The sequence below is a fragment of the Micromonospora sp. NPDC020750 genome (assembly GCF_044334565.1).
Taxonomy (GTDB): domain Bacteria; phylum Actinomycetota; class Actinomycetes; order Mycobacteriales; family Micromonosporaceae; genus Micromonospora.
The window spans coordinates 274,332-289,955 of record NZ_JBIRTH010000003.1 but is presented as its reverse complement, the minus strand read 5'-3'; the positions used below and the strand labels follow the sequence as shown (position 1 = coordinate 289,955).

Below are 15,624 nucleotides of genomic sequence, written 5' to 3'. Positions count from 1 at the left end.
GGTGACGCTGACCATCGGAGTCGACGTCGGTGGCACGAAGGTGGCCGGCGGTGTCGTGGACGACACCGGCAAGGTTCTCGTGCAGGCCCGACGGGACACCCCCGCCGACAACGTGGCCAAGACCCGCGACGTCATCATCGATGTGGTCACCGAACTCGCCGCCGGCCGGCAGATCTACGCCGTCGGCATCGGCGCGGCCGGTTGGATCGACGTCAGCCGATCAAATGTCCTCTTCGCCCCGAACCTGGCCTGGCGCGACGAGCCGCTGCGCGAGTACGTCAGCGTCGCGACCGGCCTGCCGGTGATCGTGGAGAACGACGGAAACGTCGCAGCCTGGGCCGAGTTCCGCTACGGCGCGGCCCGGCACGCCGACGACTCGATGGTCATGTTCACCATCGGCACCGGCGTCGGCGGCGGCATCGTGCTCGGCGGTGAACTGGTGCGCGGGGCCAACGGCATCGCCGCCGAGTTGGGCCACATGCTCACCGTCCCCGACGGCCACCAGTGCGGCTGCGGCCGGCTCGGCTGCATCGAGCAGTACGCCAGCGGCAGCGCCCTGGTCCGGTTCGCCCGCGCCGCCGCCCGCCAGGAGCCGCACCGGGCCACCGCGCTGCTGGAACTGGCCGGCGGCGAGGCCGAGGCCGTCACCGGCCCGATGGTGACCGCCGCCGCCCAGGGCGGCGATCCCGTGTCCGCCGAGGCGTTCGCCCAGGTCGGGCGCTGGCTCGGCACCAGCCTCGCCGACATGGCGCAGATCCTCGACCCGCAGGTGCTGGTCGTCGGCGGTGGCGTCGTCGAGGCCGGCGACCTGCTGCTCGGCCCGACCCGGCGGTCCTTCACCGACGCGCTGGCCCAGCGCAGCCGGCTCCCGGTCGCCGAGGTGCGCCCCGCCGAGCTGGGCAACACCGCCGGCGTGATCGGCGCCGCCGACCTGGCCCGTCGGGTCTGAGGCGGGCCGGGATGAGCGAGAACGCGGGCGTGCCGCTGCGCGTCGTGTCGTACAACATCCACAGCCAGCGCGACGACACCGCCGCGCTGGCCGCGGTGGTCCGCGAGGCCGCGCCGGACGTGGTGATCGTGCAGGAGGCCCCCCGGCGGTTCCGGTGGCGGCAGAAGTCGGCCACGCTGGCCGGGTCGTTCGGGCTGGTGGTCGCCGCCGGCGGGCTGCCGTCGCTGGGCAACCTGCTGCTGACCAGCCTGCGGGTGCGGGTGCTCGACACCCGCTGCCAGCGCTACCCGCTGACCCCGGGGCGGCACCTGCGCGGCGCCGCGTACGCCGAGTGCCGGGTGGGCGGGGCGCGGTTCCTGCTGGCCGGCTCGCACCTGTCCACCGACCCGGCCGAGCGGCCCGCCCAGGCGGCGGCGTTCAAGCGGGAGTTGGCAGCCGCCGACCTGCCCGTGGTGGCCGGCGCCGACCTCAACGAGGGCCCCGACGGCCCGGCCTGGGCGACGGTGGGGGAGGGGCTGACCGACGCGGCGGTCGCGGCCGACCGGGCCGACCGGCACACCTACTCGTGCGCCGACCCGCGCCGGCGGATCGACGCGGTCTTCGTCGACCCCCGGATCACCGTGGTCGACTACGACGTGGTGGACACCCCGCAGACCCGCCGTGCCAGCGACCACTTCCCTGTCCTGGTCGACCTGCTGCTGCCGGCCGCCGGCTGACCGTCCCGGGGCGTCCGACCCTCCACAGGGGCTGGACAAACCGGTTGGGTTACCGGAAGGATTTCGCAGCGACCGGCACTCGTGCCGCACCTAAGGAGAATCCGGTGTCCCCCTCCACCGACCCCGGCCGTCCCGAGCCGGAAGCGGCGACGCCCGCCCCGACCCGGGAGGGCCGCCCGGTTTCCGACCGGGGCGACACGGTCTGCGTCATCGGGGCCGGGGCCAGCGGCCTGACCGCGGTGAAGAACCTGCGCGAACACGGCTTCGGCGTCGACTGCTACGAACGGGAGACCGGCGTCGGCGGCGCGTGGAACTGGCGGCACGACCGCAGCCCCGTGTACGCCAGCACCCACCTGATCTCGTCGCCGCCGTTCACCCAGTTCCCCGACTTCCCGATGCCGGACGACTGGCCGGACTACCCGCACCACAGCCAGTTGCTGTCCTACTTCGAGCGCTACGCCGACCACTTCGACCTGCGCCAGCACGTCTGGTTCGGCACCGAGGTGGTCCGGGTCGAGCCGGTCGCCGGCGACCGATGGGACGTCACCACCCGCAGCACCGGCGGGTACGGCCCGGAGCGCACCTCCCGGTACGCCGCCGTGGTCGTCGCCAACGGCCACAACTGGTCGCCGAAGCTGCCCCGCTACGAGGGGCTGGAGGAGTTCCGGGGCGAGATCATGCACGCCTCGTCCTACAAGGACCCGGCCCAGTTGCGCGGCAAGCGGGTGCTGGTCGTCGGGGCCGGCAACACCGGATGCGACATCGCGGTCGAGGCGGCCCAGCAGGCGTCCCACTGCTGGCACTCCACCCGCCGCGGCTACTGGTACGCCCCGAAGTACGTCCTCGGGCGCCCCGCCGACCAGGTCAATGACCGTCTGCTGGCGCTGCGGGTGCCGCTGCGGATCCGGCAGTGGCTCTACCACTGGACGCTGCGGCTCACCGTCGGCGACCTCACCCGGTTCGGCCTGCCGAAGCCCGACCACCGGGTCTACGAGACCCATCCGATCGCCAACAGCCAGCTCGTCTACTACGTCGGACACGGCGAGATCGCCCCGGTGCCGGACGTGGCCCGGTTCCACGCCAAGGCGGTGGAGCTGACCGACGGCCGCCGGATCGAGCCGGAGCTGGTCGTCTTCGCCACCGGCTACCTTCCCCGCTTCGAGTTCCTCGACCCGAGGATTCTCGGCGACGCCGACGGGTCGGGCCGGCCCCGGCTGTGGCTCAACGCCTTCGCCCCCGGCCATCCGACCCTCGCCGTCGCCGGTCTGGTCCAGTCCGACTCGGGGATCTTCACCCTGTCGCACTGGCAGACCGTGCTCTTCGCCCGGCTGCTCACGCTGCGCCTCACCCGGCCCGACCGGGCCGCCGTGTTCGCCAAGCGGGCCGCGGCCGGGGTCGGCGAGCGCTACTCCGGCAAGGTCAAGGACAGTAGCCGGCACTGGTTCGAGGTCGGCCACGCCGACTACCTGCGCGCCGTGCAGCGCGCGATGGATGACCTGGAGGAGAAGTGAGCGGCGGCGGGGAGCGGGTGCGGATCATGCGCGGCCGGGAGTGGGCCCGCCCGGTCCGCCCGGCCCGCCGCGAGGTGCTCAGCGCGCTCCCCGAGCTGGAGCAGGGCCGCCCTCCGCTGCTGTTCGTGCCCGGCTTCGGGCACGGCGCGTGGGCGTTCGCCGAGCACTGGCTGGAGCACGCCGCCGGGCGCGGCTTCCCGGCGTACGCGCTGAGCCTGCGCGGGCACGGCGGCAGCGAGCCGGCGCCGGAGGCGACGCTGCGGGCGTACACCCACGACGTGACGCAGGTGGCGGCGGGCCTGCCGCGCCAGGCGGTGCTGGTGGGGCACGGCGCCGGGGCACTGGTGGTCCGGCACGCCCTGGCCCGCTACCCGGCCCGGGCGGCGGTGCTGGTCGCCCCGGTGCTCGGCGAGTGGGGGACGCTGGGTGTCGCGTTGCGCCGCAACCCAGGCGGCACCCTGCCCGCCCTGGTCGGCGGCGGGCTGCGGCTGAGTCGCCGGCAGCTGTTCAGCCGCGAGTTGCCCGACGCCGAGGCCCGCCGGTACGCCTCCCGGCTCGGTCGGGCCAGCAGGCACGCGCAGTGGCAACTGCTGACCCATCGCGACCCGGAGCCGGCCGTGGGTCACCCGCCGGTGCTGGTGCTGGGCAGCCCCGACGACCGGGTGGTCCCGCCGGCCGCGCTGACCCGGGCCGCCCGGCGGCACGGCGGCGCGCCGCTGCTCTTCCCCGGGATGGGGCACGACCTGATGCTGGACGCCCGCTGGCGCGAGCCGATCGACGCGATCCTGGACTGGCTGGAGAAGGAGCACGCCCCGGCCTGACCCGCGCCGCCCCGGCCGGCCGGTTCAGCCGGTCGTGCTGATGTGGTTCAGCAGCGAGCCCTCGTCGTCGAGGGCGCTGAGGTAGGAGCGCGCCCAGGCGTGGATGTCGTTGCGGTGCAGGTGCTCGCGCATCGCGCGCATCCGGGCGGTCACGTCGGCCGGGTCGGCCTGGAGCGCGGCCAGCAGCTCCTGCTTGAGTCCCTCCAGGTCGTGCGGGTTGACCAGGTACGCCTGCGGCAGCTCCGCCGCCGCGCCGGCGAACTCGCTGAGCAGCAGCGCACCGGTGTCGTCCACCCGCGCCGCCACGTACTCCTTCGCGACCAGGTTCATCCCGTCCCGCAGCGGGGTCACCGCCATCACGTCGGCGATCCGGTAGAGCGCGGCCAGCTCGGCCCGGTCGAACGGCTGGGTGAGGTAGTGGATGGCGGGCTCGCCGACCCGGCCGAACTCTCCGTTGATCCGCCCCACCTCGCGCTCGACCCGGTCACGGAGGATCTGGTACTGCGTCACCCGCTCCCGGCTGGGCACCGCCACCTGCACCAGCACCGTGTCGCGCACCTTGACGTGCCCGCTGGCCAGCAGCTCGCTGTACGCCTTGAGACGCTGCTCGATGCCCTTGGTGTAGTCCATCCGGTCGACGCTGAGGATGACGTGGGCGGGGTCGCCGAGGTCGTGGCGCAGCCGCCGGGCCCGGGCGGCCACGTCGGGGCGGCCCGCCAGGGCGGCCATCTCGGCGGCGTCGATCGAGACGGGGAACGCCCCGATCCGGACCACCCGGTCGCCGATGCCGATCCGCCGGTCGGTCGCGGGCAGCTCCAGCACCTTGGCCACCAGCTGGGCGAAGTTGTGCGCTGCCTGGGCGCGCTGGAAGCCGATCAGGTCGGCGCCGAGCATGCCGCGCAGCAGTTCGGCCCGGCGGGGGAGCTGCATGAACAGCTCCGGCGGCGGGAACGGCACGTGTAGGAAGAAGCCGATCCGCAGGTCCGGCCGCAGCTCGCGGAGTAGGCCGGGAACCAGTTGCAGGTGGTAGTCCTGCACCCAGACCACCGCGCCCCGCTCGGCCACCTCGGCCGTCGCCTCGGCGAACCGCTGGTTGACCCGCTGGTACGCCTCCCACCAGCGGCGGTGGTACTCGGGCTGCTCGACCGCGTCGTGGTACAGCGGCCACAGGGTGGAGTTGGCGAAGCCCTCGTAGTGGTCACGAAGATCCTCGGAGCTCAGCGGCACGGTGTGCATCCGGACGCGGTCGACGTCGGGCAGGGCCGGTGCCGGCCCGGTGCCACCCGCCCAGCCGACCCAGGTGGCCGGGGTGTGCCGGAGCAGGGGGTGCAGGGCGCTCACCAGCCCGCCGGGGCTGCTTCGCCACTCGCAGGCGCCGTCGGGCGCCACACTGTCGTCGATGGGGAGGCGGTTTGCCACCACCACGAGTGAACTCTGTCGCATCTCGGGCATTCCGATCAGCAGAGACCGACCACCGCGAGCGAGGAACAACCGGGCAGTCAGTGGGGGAAGTGACGTACAGCGGTATTCCTACTGACAGTAAGTTACACCACTGTTACGCCTCTCGTGGTGGGCGGCGGCGTCCCGCAATCCGGGCACCCGGCGTCCGTGTCCGGGAACGGTACGCGACGGAGCGTGCACCTGCCGCCTCAGACCCGGGCGCCGTTGTCCGGGTCGTCGTCGGAGTCACCGGGGCGCAGCCGCCAGATCAGCGTTACGAAGCCGGCCAGTATCCCGGTGAACCCGAACAGGGTGACCACCGACCTGTCCACCGGCAGCAGCGACGGATTCAGGAAGAGCACGAAGCCGGCGATGATGGCGAGCACGCCGGCCGCCGCGTACTTGGAGATCCGGGGCAGGGGTGGGGGCGGCGGCGGGGTGTAGCGCTCCTCCGCGCCGTCGGGCAGGTCGGCGCCGAAGGTGTCCAGCCCGTCCAGCAGCGACGGCTCGTCCTGCCGGCCCTGGCCCACGGAGACGCCGGAGATGTCGGCGGCCCAGGGCAGCCGGCGCACGTCGGTGGCGGTCCCGCCCTCGTCCGTCCCGACCCGGCCGGCTCCGCCCGCCGCCGGCTCACCCGGCTCGTCGTCGACGTCCTCCGCCGCGGGCCAGGGGTGCGCCCCGGCGGCCGGGGCGGTGTGGAAGCCGGCCACGATGCGGGCCCACTCGGCGTCCACGTCCGGCTCGTTCCGGGCCGGCTCGGCGGGGGTCTCTTCGGCGAGCTGGGTGAGGTAGTCACGCGCCGTGGTCAGGTGCGACCGGTCGACGTAGAGCCGGTCGACCGGCCGGGACGGAACGGTGGTGGTGCGGGTGACGGGGTTCAGGTCGGCTGACGGCTGAAGGTACGCCGCGATGCCGCCGGCGGCCAGCACGTCGAGCAGATGCTCGCCGACGCGCGGATCCACGTCGCCGGCGACGGCGTACTCGCTCGCGTCGAGCCCGTTGTCCCGCCGCCCTCGGCGGGCCCCACCCGCTGACACCGGACATCCTCCCTCGGCGCACCTCACGGTGCGGTTGCCCCGGCGCCCCGCACGCCGTGCCCTGAATCGTGACACGTCGGGGCCCTGTTCCGGGAGTGCGTTGTGGCGTGCCGCTCCTGGTTCGTCGGCTCATGGCCGACAGTCCCGCTCGCCGAAGGCGCCCCGCCGGCCCACCCGGGCGCGTCCCGGGGCCCGGCCCGCCGGCCGCGGTGGCGTCGCGGCCAACCCTCGGGAAGGACGCCGGTGCTGTACTGGCTGATGAAGTACATCATCCTCGGCCCCTTGCTGAGGCTGATCATTGGCCCTCGGGTCGGGGCCTGCGCCACGTGCCCGACGGCGGGCCGGTCGTCCTCGCGGGCGGCCATCTGTCCTTCTCCGATCCGATCTTCATGCCGCTGGTCGGCAAGCGAAAAGTCACATTCATCGCGAAAGCGGAGTACCTCACCGGTAAGGGGCTCAAGGGTTGGCTGACGAAGCACCAGTACCAGCACCGGCGAGGCGGAGCAGGCCCGGCGCGTGGTTGCGGGCGGCGAACTCCCGCACCTGGGCCAGCACCTCGGCCGCGCCCGGCGGGTCCACCTCGCCGAGGGTGGGCAGCGCGAGCGCGAGGGCGAGCGCGTGGTCGGTGACGTCGCCCATCCGGCGGTACTGGTCGGCCGCCGACCGGAACAGCCCGGCGGCGGCGGGGGTGTCCCCGGCCGCCCGGGCGAGTGCGGCCTCTGCCTCCTGGCCGGCGGCCAGGGCCCACGGGGTCGTCCGCGGCGAGCGGGCCAGCAGCTCCCGGACCTGCCGGGCGGCGTCCCCGCCGAGCACCACCGCGACGTGCCCGATCGCGGGAACCCACTCGGCGAACGGGATCATCCGGCTCCGCCGCCAGTCGTCGTCCAGCTCGGCGAGCAGTCGCAGCGCCTCGGCGTCGCGTCCCTGCACCGCCCGGCAGAGCGCGGCGTGGGCCAGCGTCGAGCGGAGCACCCGGTGGAAGCCCGAGCGTCGGGCGGCCAGCACCGCCCGCTCCACCTGGCCGCCCTCGCCGCCCTCCTCGGCCCCGCTGGCCCCGCCCGGCCCGCTGGCGGCCTGCTCCGGGTGGTCGCGCAGCGCCCGCAGCCAGCCGGAGACCGCGACGATGTGCAGGTCCCACTCGGCGGTGGGCCGCCGGGTCGACTCGGCCACCAGCGCTGCCGCCGAACCCCAGTCCCCGGCGTAGTACGACCGGGCCCACTGGTCCTCGAAGCTCGTCGCGAGGCTGTGCTCGCCGCCGAGGTCCAGCGAGTGTTGCTCGTCCACGAGCCGGGCCGACCCGGCCAGGTCGCCCTCCTCCTGCAACACCCAGGCCAGGTTGTGCACCGCCCGGCGGCGGCTGGTCAGCCGCTCCACCCGGCAGTGCTCGGTGATCTCGGCCAGTTCGGCGTACGCCTCGCCGACGCCGGACAGGTAGCGGGCCACGGCGAGGGTGATCCGGGCGTTCGCGCTCACCTCGCGCAGTTGCAGGCGCTCGGCGAGCCCGGCGGCGGTCCGGGCCGCCGCGCAGGCCGGGTCGGTCTCCGCGTTGAGCATGTGCACCCGGGCCAGCTCCAGCAGGGCACCCGCCTTCTCCTCGGTGTCCGGCAGGTCGGCGTAGATGCCCAGCGCCCGGTCCAGGCAGCGCAGCGTCTCCGACCGGTCGGCCCGGCTCCACGCCGCCGTGGCGAGCAGCGTCCAGGCCCGGGCCGCCCCCGTCCACTCGCCGGCCTCGGCCAGCCGGTCGGCCAGCTCGGTCAGCTTGCCCGCGCCCTCGGCCACCAGGAACGCGTCGCCGTCGCGGTAGAACGCCAGCTCGGCGTCGAACAGCTCCAGCGTCGGGTCGGGCCCACCGGCCAGGGCCAGCGCCCGCCCGACCAGGGTCGCGGCGGTGTCCAGCGCGTGCAGCTCGTTCGCCCGCCGGGCCGCGCGGTGCAGGGCGGCCCGCGCCGCCGGGGCGTACGGGGCGGTGTCCAGGCCGACTGTGCGGGCGATCTCGTGCGCCGTCCAGCGGTGGTTGGCCAGCACCTCGACGAGGTCGTGCTGCCGGCCGTCGGTGACCTGCTCCAGCCAGTCGGCCGTGCGCTGGTGGCGCAGCACCCGCTCGGCGCGGGGAAGCCGCTGGTAGCAGACGTCCCGGACCAGGATGTGCCGGAAGCGGTACTCGGGCTGCCCGGGCATAGCCGAGGTGGACTGCTCGTACACCAGGTCGCGGCGTTGCAGCCGGTCCAGCGCCCGCTCGACCCACTCCACCGGCCGGCTCAGCGCGGTGGCCACCGGCCCCGGCCAGAACTGCACGCCGACCACTGCGGCGGCCTGGAGCACGGCCCGGTCGGACGGGTCGAGCAGGTCGAGCCGGTTGGCGATGACCGCCTGCACGGTGCGCGGCATACCCGGGGAGCCGACCGGGTCGAGCCGGACGTCCGGCCGGGTCGCGTCGAGCAGCCCGCCGTCGAGCAGCATCCGGGCGTACTCCTGGGCGTAGAGCGGGTTGCCGTCGGCGAATTCGATCAGTGGCCCCCGGGACTCGGGCGGCAGCGCGGCCTGCCCGAGCAGCAGCGAGTAGAGGGTGTCGATGTCCGCGTCGTGCATCGGCGGCACCGAGATCGACATCGCCCCGCTGATCGTCCCGGTCCAGGCCGGGTGGCGCTCCCGCAGCTCCGGCCGGGCGGTGGCCAACACCAGCAGCGGCACGCCGCGTGCCGCCGCGCCGAGCTGCTCGACGAAGGCGAGCATGGCCTGGTCGGCCCAGTGCATGTCCTCGAAGACCAGCACCGTCGGGCCGGCGGCGGCCAGGGTGAGCAGGAACCGCCGCCAGGACGCCTCGGTCTCGCCCGGGGTGAGCCGCTCGCCGGGCAGGCCGATCAGCGGGCCGAGCTGACCGGCCAGCCGGACGCCGTGCCGGTCGGCCAGCCCGCCCAGGCGGCGCCGCAGCAGGTCGTCGAGGGCCGTCGGGTCGTCGACGTCCGACACGCCGACCCACCCCTTGACGATGTCGGCGAGGGCGGCGTAGGTGACGTTCTCGCCGAACGGCGGGCACTGCCCGACCAGCCAGGTGACCGGCGGCCCGGGCAGGCTGGCGGCGTGCCGGGCCAACTCGCGCAGCAGTCGGCTCTTGCCCACCCCTGCCGGGCCGAAGACGGTGACCAACTGCGAGGTGCGCTCGGTGATCGTCCGGTGCAGGGCGTTGACCAGCAGGCCGCGCTCGTGTTCCCGGTTGACCATCGGGGTCAGCTCGGCGGTGCTCAGGTCCCGCTGGGGCAGCGCGCGGACGGCCAGCCAGATCCGGCTGATCGCCGAGCGGCCACGCAGCGTCACCGAGGGCTGGACGGCGTACTCCATGTCGTGCCGGGTGGCCGTCCAGGTGCTCTCGTCCACCACCACTCCGCCGGAGGGGGCGAGGGACTGCAACCGGGAGGCCGTGTTCACCACGTCCCCGGTGACGAAGCCCTGCCCGCCGTCGCGGGCCGCGGAGAGGTCGACCAGCGCCTCGCCGGTGGCGATGCCGACCCGGAACCCGAGCGGCGGGTGCGGGCCGACGGGCTGGCGGGCCAGGTTCCGTTGCAGCTCCAGCCCCGCGCGTACGCAGCGCAGTGCGTCGTTGTCGGTGGCCACCGGCGCCCCGAACAGCGCCATCACCGCGTCGCCGATGTACTTCTCGACCACCCCGCCGTACTGGTGCACCAGTTGGCGCACGGTGGCGAAGTAGCGCTGCTGGAGGCTGCGGGCCTGTTCCGGGTCGGCCCGCTCGGCGTACGTCGTGAAGTCGACGATGTCGATGAACAGGACGCTGACCTGGCGGCGGTCCTCCTGGGCCGCCACCGGCCGGTCGTGCAGCGGCTGGCCGCAGCTCGTGCAGAAGTTGGCCTCGGCGCCGTTGGCGTGCCCGCAGCGGGCGCAGCTCCGGCTCAATGCCTGCCCGCACCCGCCGCAGAAGCGGTCGTCGGGACCGGCTTCGCGTGAGCAGTGTCCACACTTCAGGTCGATGGTCGGCTCCGTAGCGCGAGGTGACCCCAGTATCACGCCCCCGCCACTGAGTCGGCTACCCGATATGTGGACGGACTGTGCGGCTGATCGGGCCAGACTAACCTTCCACTCAGGAGATACCCCGTCAGGAGAGTGCCGTGCACGTACGACTGTCCGCCCCGTGGATGGATTCGCGCGGGACCGTGTGGGCCCCGGGCGACACGGTCGAGGTCGACGCCGTCACTCTCGCCTCACTGGAGGAGCAAGGCATGGTTGAAGCACCGGACGGCCAGGGTACTGGTCCCGAGAACACCACGAACACCACGTCGACGCCCCCGCCGACGCCCAAGCCGACCGATCCGACAGAGATCGGTCCCGGCCCGGGTGCACCGCCCGCGGACGAGCCGGGCAACTGAATAACGGGATACGTCAATAACCGGTGAAAGGGCCGGCGGGCCTCGCCCGCCGGCCCTTTCCGTCGTCAGGGGCCGCCGGGCCGGGGTGGCTCAGCGGTCGTTCATGCCGGCCCGGCGGCGCAGCGCCCCCACGTCGGTGACCACGATCCGCCGGCCCTCGGTACGCAGCCAGCCACGGCTGGCGAACGAGCCGATCGCCTGGTTGACGCTCTGCCGGGAACCGCCGGCCATCTCCGCGAGCTGACTCTGGTTGAGCTCGATCGTGATCATCGGGGCCTGGCTCTCGCCGGCCAGCCGGACCAGCGTCTTGGCGACCCGACCGGGCAGGTCCAGGAAGACGTGGTCGGCGTTCTGCTCGGTCAGCCGGCGGATGAGTCCGCCGAGCGAGCGCATCACCGCGTCGAGGATGCGCGGGTTGGAGTGCACCAGCTCCATGAAGGCGGGGCGGGACAGCGCGAGCGCCGCGGAGTCCTCGATCGCCTCGGCCGACGCCGAGCGGGTGGACGCGTCGAGCAGGGAGACCTCGCCGAGCACGTCCGGGGGGCGGATCACCGACAGCACGGCCCGTTCGCCGGTCGGCGCGGTGCGGAACACTGCCACCGCGCCCCGGCGCAGCACGATCAGCGACTCGCCCGGGTCGTTCTCGACGAAGAGCAGTTGGCCCTTGCGATACGTTCGCGGCACCGCCGCCGCGATCACCCGCTGGCGCACCTCCGGTTCGAGGCCGGCGAACATGTCGACGCCGGTGAGGGCGTCACCCGGCTCCGGCAGGCGCATCTCCACGGCCCAACCCCTCCCCGGTCAAGGACCACAACTCGCAGCCGGGTGAACCTGACAGCCCCGGTACGAGGTTCTGAACCGGTTCGGCGTCCGGTAGCGGTACACATCAGATCATGACGGTCCAGTCGCTTGCTGTACACCCCTGGAAACACTTCCGTGACACTCCCGAGCTGCGACGGAGGGCGGCGGGGCGGGCCCCGGCCGACGGCGGGTGACGCGGGTGGGCCAGGATGGGCACGATGGTCTACCGCTACTTCTACGACTGCGAGTTCATCGAGGACGGGCGCACCGTCGACCTGGTGTCGATCGGCGTCGTCGACGAGAACGGGCGCGAGTTCTACGCCGTCTCCACCGAGTTCGATGACTCCCGGGCCGTGCCCTGGGTGCGCCGCAACGTGCTGGACAAGCTCCCCTCGCCGGCCGACCGGGCCTGGCGGTCACGGGAGCGGATCCGCGACGACCTCCACGAGTTCCTGGTCGAGCCGGTCCGGGACCGGCCGGGCGAGCAACTGGAGCTGTGGGCCTGGTACGCCGCGTACGACCACGTGGTGCTGGCCCAGCTCTGGGGTGCGATGCCGGCGCTGCCCCGGGAGATCCCCCGGTTCACCAAGGACCTGCGGCAACTCTGGGACGACCGGGGGCGCCCGCCGCTGCCGAACGCCGACGCCGCCCGGCACGACGCGCTGGTCGACGCCCGGCACAACCTCGCCCGCTGGCGCGCGATGACCGCCCGCTGACCTCGTCGGCTCCTTCAGGTTTGGTGGGGTCTGTCCCGGGCACCGCGTCGACATCCGGTCGATCGAGGGGGTACCGCCATGAGCAGTGAGCCGACAAGTGCCGCCGACGCCCGGCACCGGGTCACCGAGCTGATCCGCGAGGCGCGGATCTGCATGCTGACCACCATCGGCCTGGACGGGCGGCTGGTCAGCCGGCCGATGGGGCTCCAGGCGGCGGAGTTCGACGGCGACCTGTGGTTCTTCGCCCACGTCGACTCGGCGAAGGTCCGCCAGCTCCGGGTGAACCCGGAGGTCAACGTGGGCTTCTCCGACCAGCGGAACAACGCCTGGGTGTCGCTGTCCGGCACCGCGCAGGAGGGGTACGACCGGGCCCGCGCCGAGCAGTTGTGGAACCCGTTGCTGAAGACCTGGTTCCCGGACGGCCTGGACACCCCCGGGCTGACGCTGATCAAGGTGCACGCCAGCTCCGCGGAGTACTGGGGCTCGCCGAGCGGCACCGTGGTCAACCTGCTCGGCTTCGCCAGGCCAGCGGTCGTCGGGAAGCAGCCGAGGGCGGGGGAGAACCGGGAGGTGATCTTCTGAGCGGTGGGCGGGCCTGCCCGGGGCGCGCGGTCGACGCGCAGCTACGACGGCTACAGTTCGCACTGACGGCCCGCCCCGGGCCGGCAATGGCGCCGATGGTCTGATCTGACACATATCCTGGGGCAAATCGGGCTTTACCTGATGCTCCAGGAGGATTGAGCAGATCATGCGTATTGGCGTGCTCACCGGCGGCGGCGACTGCCCGGGTCTCAACGCGGTAATCCGGGCGGTGGTCCGCAAGGGCGTCGCCAACTACGGTCACGAGTTCGTGGGCTTCCAGGACGGCTGGAAGGGTCCGCTTGAGGGCCTGTCCAAGCCCCTGGGCATCGCCGAGGTGCGGGGCATCCTGCCGCGCGGCGGCACCATCCTCGGCTCGTCCCGCACCAACCCGTTCAAGATCGAGAACGGGGTCGAGCGGATCAAGGACAACCTTGCCGCCCAGGGCGTGGACGCGCTGATCGCGATCGGCGGCGAGGACACCCTCGGTGTCGCCACCAAGCTGTACGAGCTGGGCGTCAACGTGGTCGGCGTGCCGAAGACGATCGACAACGACCTCGGTGCCACCGACTACACCTTCGGCTTCGACACCGCCGTCAACATCGCCATGGAGGCGATCGACCGGCTGCACACCACGGCGGAGAGCCACCACCGCACCCTGGTCGTCGAGGTGATGGGCCGGCACGCCGGCTGGATCGCCCTGCACGCCGGCCTGGCCGGCGGCGCCAACGTCATCCTGCTGCCCGAGCGGCAGTTCGACGTCGAGCAGGTCGCCGGGTACGTCGAGAAGCGCTTCCAGCACCAGTACGCCCCGATCGTCGTGGTCGCCGAGGGCGCCCAGCCGCTGGACGGCCAGATGGTGCTGCACAACCAGGAGCTCGACTCGTTCGGCCACGTCCGCCTCGGCGGCATCGGCCAGTGGCTCGCCGAGCAGTTGGAGGCCAAGACCGGCAAGGAGGCGCGGACCGTCGTGCTGGGCCACATCCAGCGCGGTGGCACCCCGACCGCGTTCGACCGGGTGCTCGCCACCCGGCTCGGCCTCCAGGCCATCGATGCGGTGCACGAGGGCGACTGGGGCAAGATGGTCGCGATGCAGAGCACGGACATCGTCCGGGTGCCGCTGGCCGAGGCCACCCGCGAGCTGAAGACCGTGCCGCTGGAGCGGTACGAAGAGGCCGAGGTCTTCTTCGGCAGCTGACGCCCACGCGGCGCGTGCGGCACCCCCGGGCGGGGGACGCCGCACGCGCCGCCGGGCTTCCGCCGCGGCCGGTCCAGGGCGTCCGCGGCGGCCGTCGCGCGGGCCGCGGCCTCCGGGTCGGGCGTCCGACCGGGCGACGACACCCTGGAGCGACGCGAGGCGGGCGACTGAGGGGGTACGGCCATGGCGGCGGGGAAACACACCGTGGCGGTGATCGGGGCCGGCAAGATCGGCGAGCTGATGCTCTCCGGTCTGCTGCGCTCCGGGTGGCCGGTGGAGCGGCTGCTCGCCACCGCCCGGCGGCCGAGCCGGGCCGAGGAGCTGACCGCCCGCTACGGCGTCCGGGTGGTCGACAACCTGACCGCGGTGGACGAGGCGGCGGTGCTGGCCGTCTCCGTGAAGCCGCAGGACGCCTCCGCCCTGCTCGACGAGATCGGGCCGAAGGTGCCGGCCGACAAGCTGGTCATCTCGCTCTGCGCCGGCCTGCCCACCACCTTCTTCAGCCGGCGGCTGCCCGAGGGCACCCCGGTGGTCCGGGTCATGACCAACACCCCCGCCCTGGTCGACGAGGCGATGAGCGCGATCTCGGCCGGCGCGCACGCCACCGGCGAGCACCTGGCCCTGGCCGAGGAGATGTTCTCCCCGCTGGGCGCGACCGTCCGGGTCCCCGAGTCCCAGCAGGACGCCGTGACCGCCCTGTCCGGCTCCGGGCCGGCGTACTTCTACCTGCTGGTCGAGGCGATGATCGACGCCGGCATCCTGCTCGGCCTGCCCCGACAGGTCGCCCACGAGCTGATCGTGCAGACCGCGATCGGCTCGGCGGTGATGCTGCGCGACTCCGGCGAGCACCCGGTGAAGCTGCGCGAGGCGGTCACCTCGCCCGCCGGCACCACCATCTCCGCCATCCGGGAGCTGGAGAACCACGGCGTCCGCGCGGCCATGCTCGCCGCGCTGGAGGCGGCCCGCGACCGCGCCCGGGAACTGGCCGCCCAGTCCGAGTAGCGGCCCGGCACCGGTCACCGTCCCACCGCAGCGCCGGTCGCCGCCTCTCGGACGGGCCGGCGGGACATGCCGTCCGCAGGAATGCCCCATACTGTCGCGGTGTTCACACTCGCCCAGGCGCGGCACCTGGCTGCCACCCTGCACCCACGCGTCGACGAGCTGATCCGGCTCCGGGCCGACCTGGCCGAGCTGCGGGTCGACCTCGCCGACGGCGGGCTGAGCCCGCTCGGCGGCCTGGCCGAGGTCAAGGGCCTGGAGGCCCGGCTGCACGGGATCGTGGACGAGCTGCACGAGCACGACATCCAGGTCAAGGGCATCGCCCCGGTGCTGCTGGACTTCCCCGGCGAGCGGGCCGGCCGCCCGGTGCTGTGGTGCTGGCTGGAGGGCGACTCCGACGTGCGCTGGTACCACCGCGTCGAGTGCGGCTTCGCCGGCCGCCGCCCCGTCTGAAGGGGCATCCACCAGCCTGCGACCC

At 73.6% G+C, this 15,624-nt stretch carries 13 protein-coding genes; 9 read left to right on the top strand and 4 right to left on the bottom strand.

What is annotated here, in order from left to right:
• Position 1 precedes the first annotated feature (1 nt).
• The 4 genes from ACH4T9_RS11510 to ACH4T9_RS11495 all read left to right on the top strand — a co-directional run bounded on the left by ACH4T9_RS11510 (position 2) and on the right by ACH4T9_RS11495 (position 3,997).
• A complete protein-coding gene (locus tag ACH4T9_RS11510) occupies positions 2–949 on the top strand; it encodes an ROK family glucokinase (RefSeq protein WP_387023575.1) in 948 nt (315 codons plus the stop codon).
• Positions 950–960: 11 nt separating this feature from the next.
• The gene (locus ACH4T9_RS11505) at positions 961–1,665 is read left to right on the top strand and encodes an endonuclease/exonuclease/phosphatase family protein (RefSeq protein WP_396670986.1); all 705 of its coding nucleotides are present in this window, start codon (positions 961–963) and stop codon (positions 1,663–1,665) included.
• Positions 1,666–1,769: 104 nt separating this feature from the next.
• On the top strand, positions 1,770–3,176 hold the full coding sequence (locus ACH4T9_RS11500; RefSeq protein WP_396670985.1) for a flavin-containing monooxygenase: 1,407 nt from the start codon (positions 1,770–1,772) through the stop codon (positions 3,174–3,176).
• 26 nt (positions 3,177–3,202) lie between these two features.
• Positions 3,203–3,997 (top strand): alpha/beta hydrolase, encoded by a 795-nt coding sequence (locus ACH4T9_RS11495; protein ID WP_396671460.1) that lies wholly within the window; start codon positions 3,203–3,205, stop codon positions 3,995–3,997.
• Positions 3,998–4,021: 24 nt separating this feature from the next.
• Here ACH4T9_RS11495 and ACH4T9_RS11490 read toward each other — a convergent pair whose 3' ends face one another.
• The 4 genes from ACH4T9_RS11490 to ACH4T9_RS11475 form a co-directional block, all read right to left on the bottom strand.
• Entirely contained in the window at positions 4,022–5,440 is a 1,419-nt protein-coding gene (locus ACH4T9_RS11490; RefSeq protein ID WP_396670984.1) for a trehalose-6-phosphate synthase, read from the bottom strand.
• A gap of 206 nt (positions 5,441–5,646) precedes the next feature.
• Positions 5,647–6,474 carry a DUF308 domain-containing protein gene (locus ACH4T9_RS11485; protein ID WP_396670983.1) on the bottom strand — a complete coding sequence of 276 codons (828 nt, stop codon included), beginning with the start codon at positions 6,472–6,474 and terminating at the stop codon, positions 5,647–5,649.
• A gap of 456 nt (positions 6,475–6,930) precedes the next feature.
• Positions 6,931–10,494, bottom strand: a complete 3,564-nt coding sequence (locus ACH4T9_RS11480; RefSeq protein ID WP_396670982.1) for an ATP-binding protein — start codon at positions 10,492–10,494, stop codon at positions 6,931–6,933.
• Positions 10,495–10,943: 449 nt separating this feature from the next.
• Positions 10,944–11,636 carry a Crp/Fnr family transcriptional regulator gene (locus ACH4T9_RS11475; RefSeq protein WP_161690328.1) on the bottom strand — a complete coding sequence of 231 codons (693 nt, stop codon included), beginning with the start codon at positions 11,634–11,636 and terminating at the stop codon, positions 10,944–10,946.
• Between the two features lie 236 nt (positions 11,637–11,872).
• Between ACH4T9_RS11475 and ACH4T9_RS11470 the strand changes: the two genes are divergently transcribed.
• The 5 genes from ACH4T9_RS11470 to ACH4T9_RS11450 all read left to right on the top strand — a co-directional run bounded on the left by ACH4T9_RS11470 (position 11,873) and on the right by ACH4T9_RS11450 (position 15,599).
• On the top strand, positions 11,873–12,370 hold the full coding sequence (locus tag ACH4T9_RS11470) for a polyadenylate-specific 3'-exoribonuclease AS (protein WP_350882944.1): 498 nt from the start codon (positions 11,873–11,875) through the stop codon (positions 12,368–12,370).
• Between the two features lie 78 nt (positions 12,371–12,448).
• On the top strand, positions 12,449–12,952 hold the full coding sequence (locus ACH4T9_RS11465; protein ID WP_396670981.1) for a pyridoxamine 5'-phosphate oxidase family protein: 504 nt from the start codon (positions 12,449–12,451) through the stop codon (positions 12,950–12,952).
• A 166-nt stretch (positions 12,953–13,118) separates the two neighbouring features.
• Entirely contained in the window at positions 13,119–14,147 is a 1,029-nt protein-coding gene (locus ACH4T9_RS11460) for a 6-phosphofructokinase (RefSeq protein ID WP_350882946.1), read from the top strand.
• Positions 14,148–14,330: 183 nt separating this feature from the next.
• Positions 14,331–15,149: a pyrroline-5-carboxylate reductase gene (gene proC / locus ACH4T9_RS11455; protein ID WP_396670980.1), complete on the top strand. Its 819-nt coding sequence runs from the start codon at positions 14,331–14,333 to the stop codon at positions 15,147–15,149.
• A 99-nt stretch (positions 15,150–15,248) separates the two neighbouring features.
• Positions 15,249–15,599 (top strand): DUF2203 domain-containing protein, encoded by a 351-nt coding sequence (locus tag ACH4T9_RS11450; RefSeq protein WP_396670979.1) that lies wholly within the window; start codon positions 15,249–15,251, stop codon positions 15,597–15,599.
• Positions 15,600–15,624: the final 25 nt, after the last annotated feature.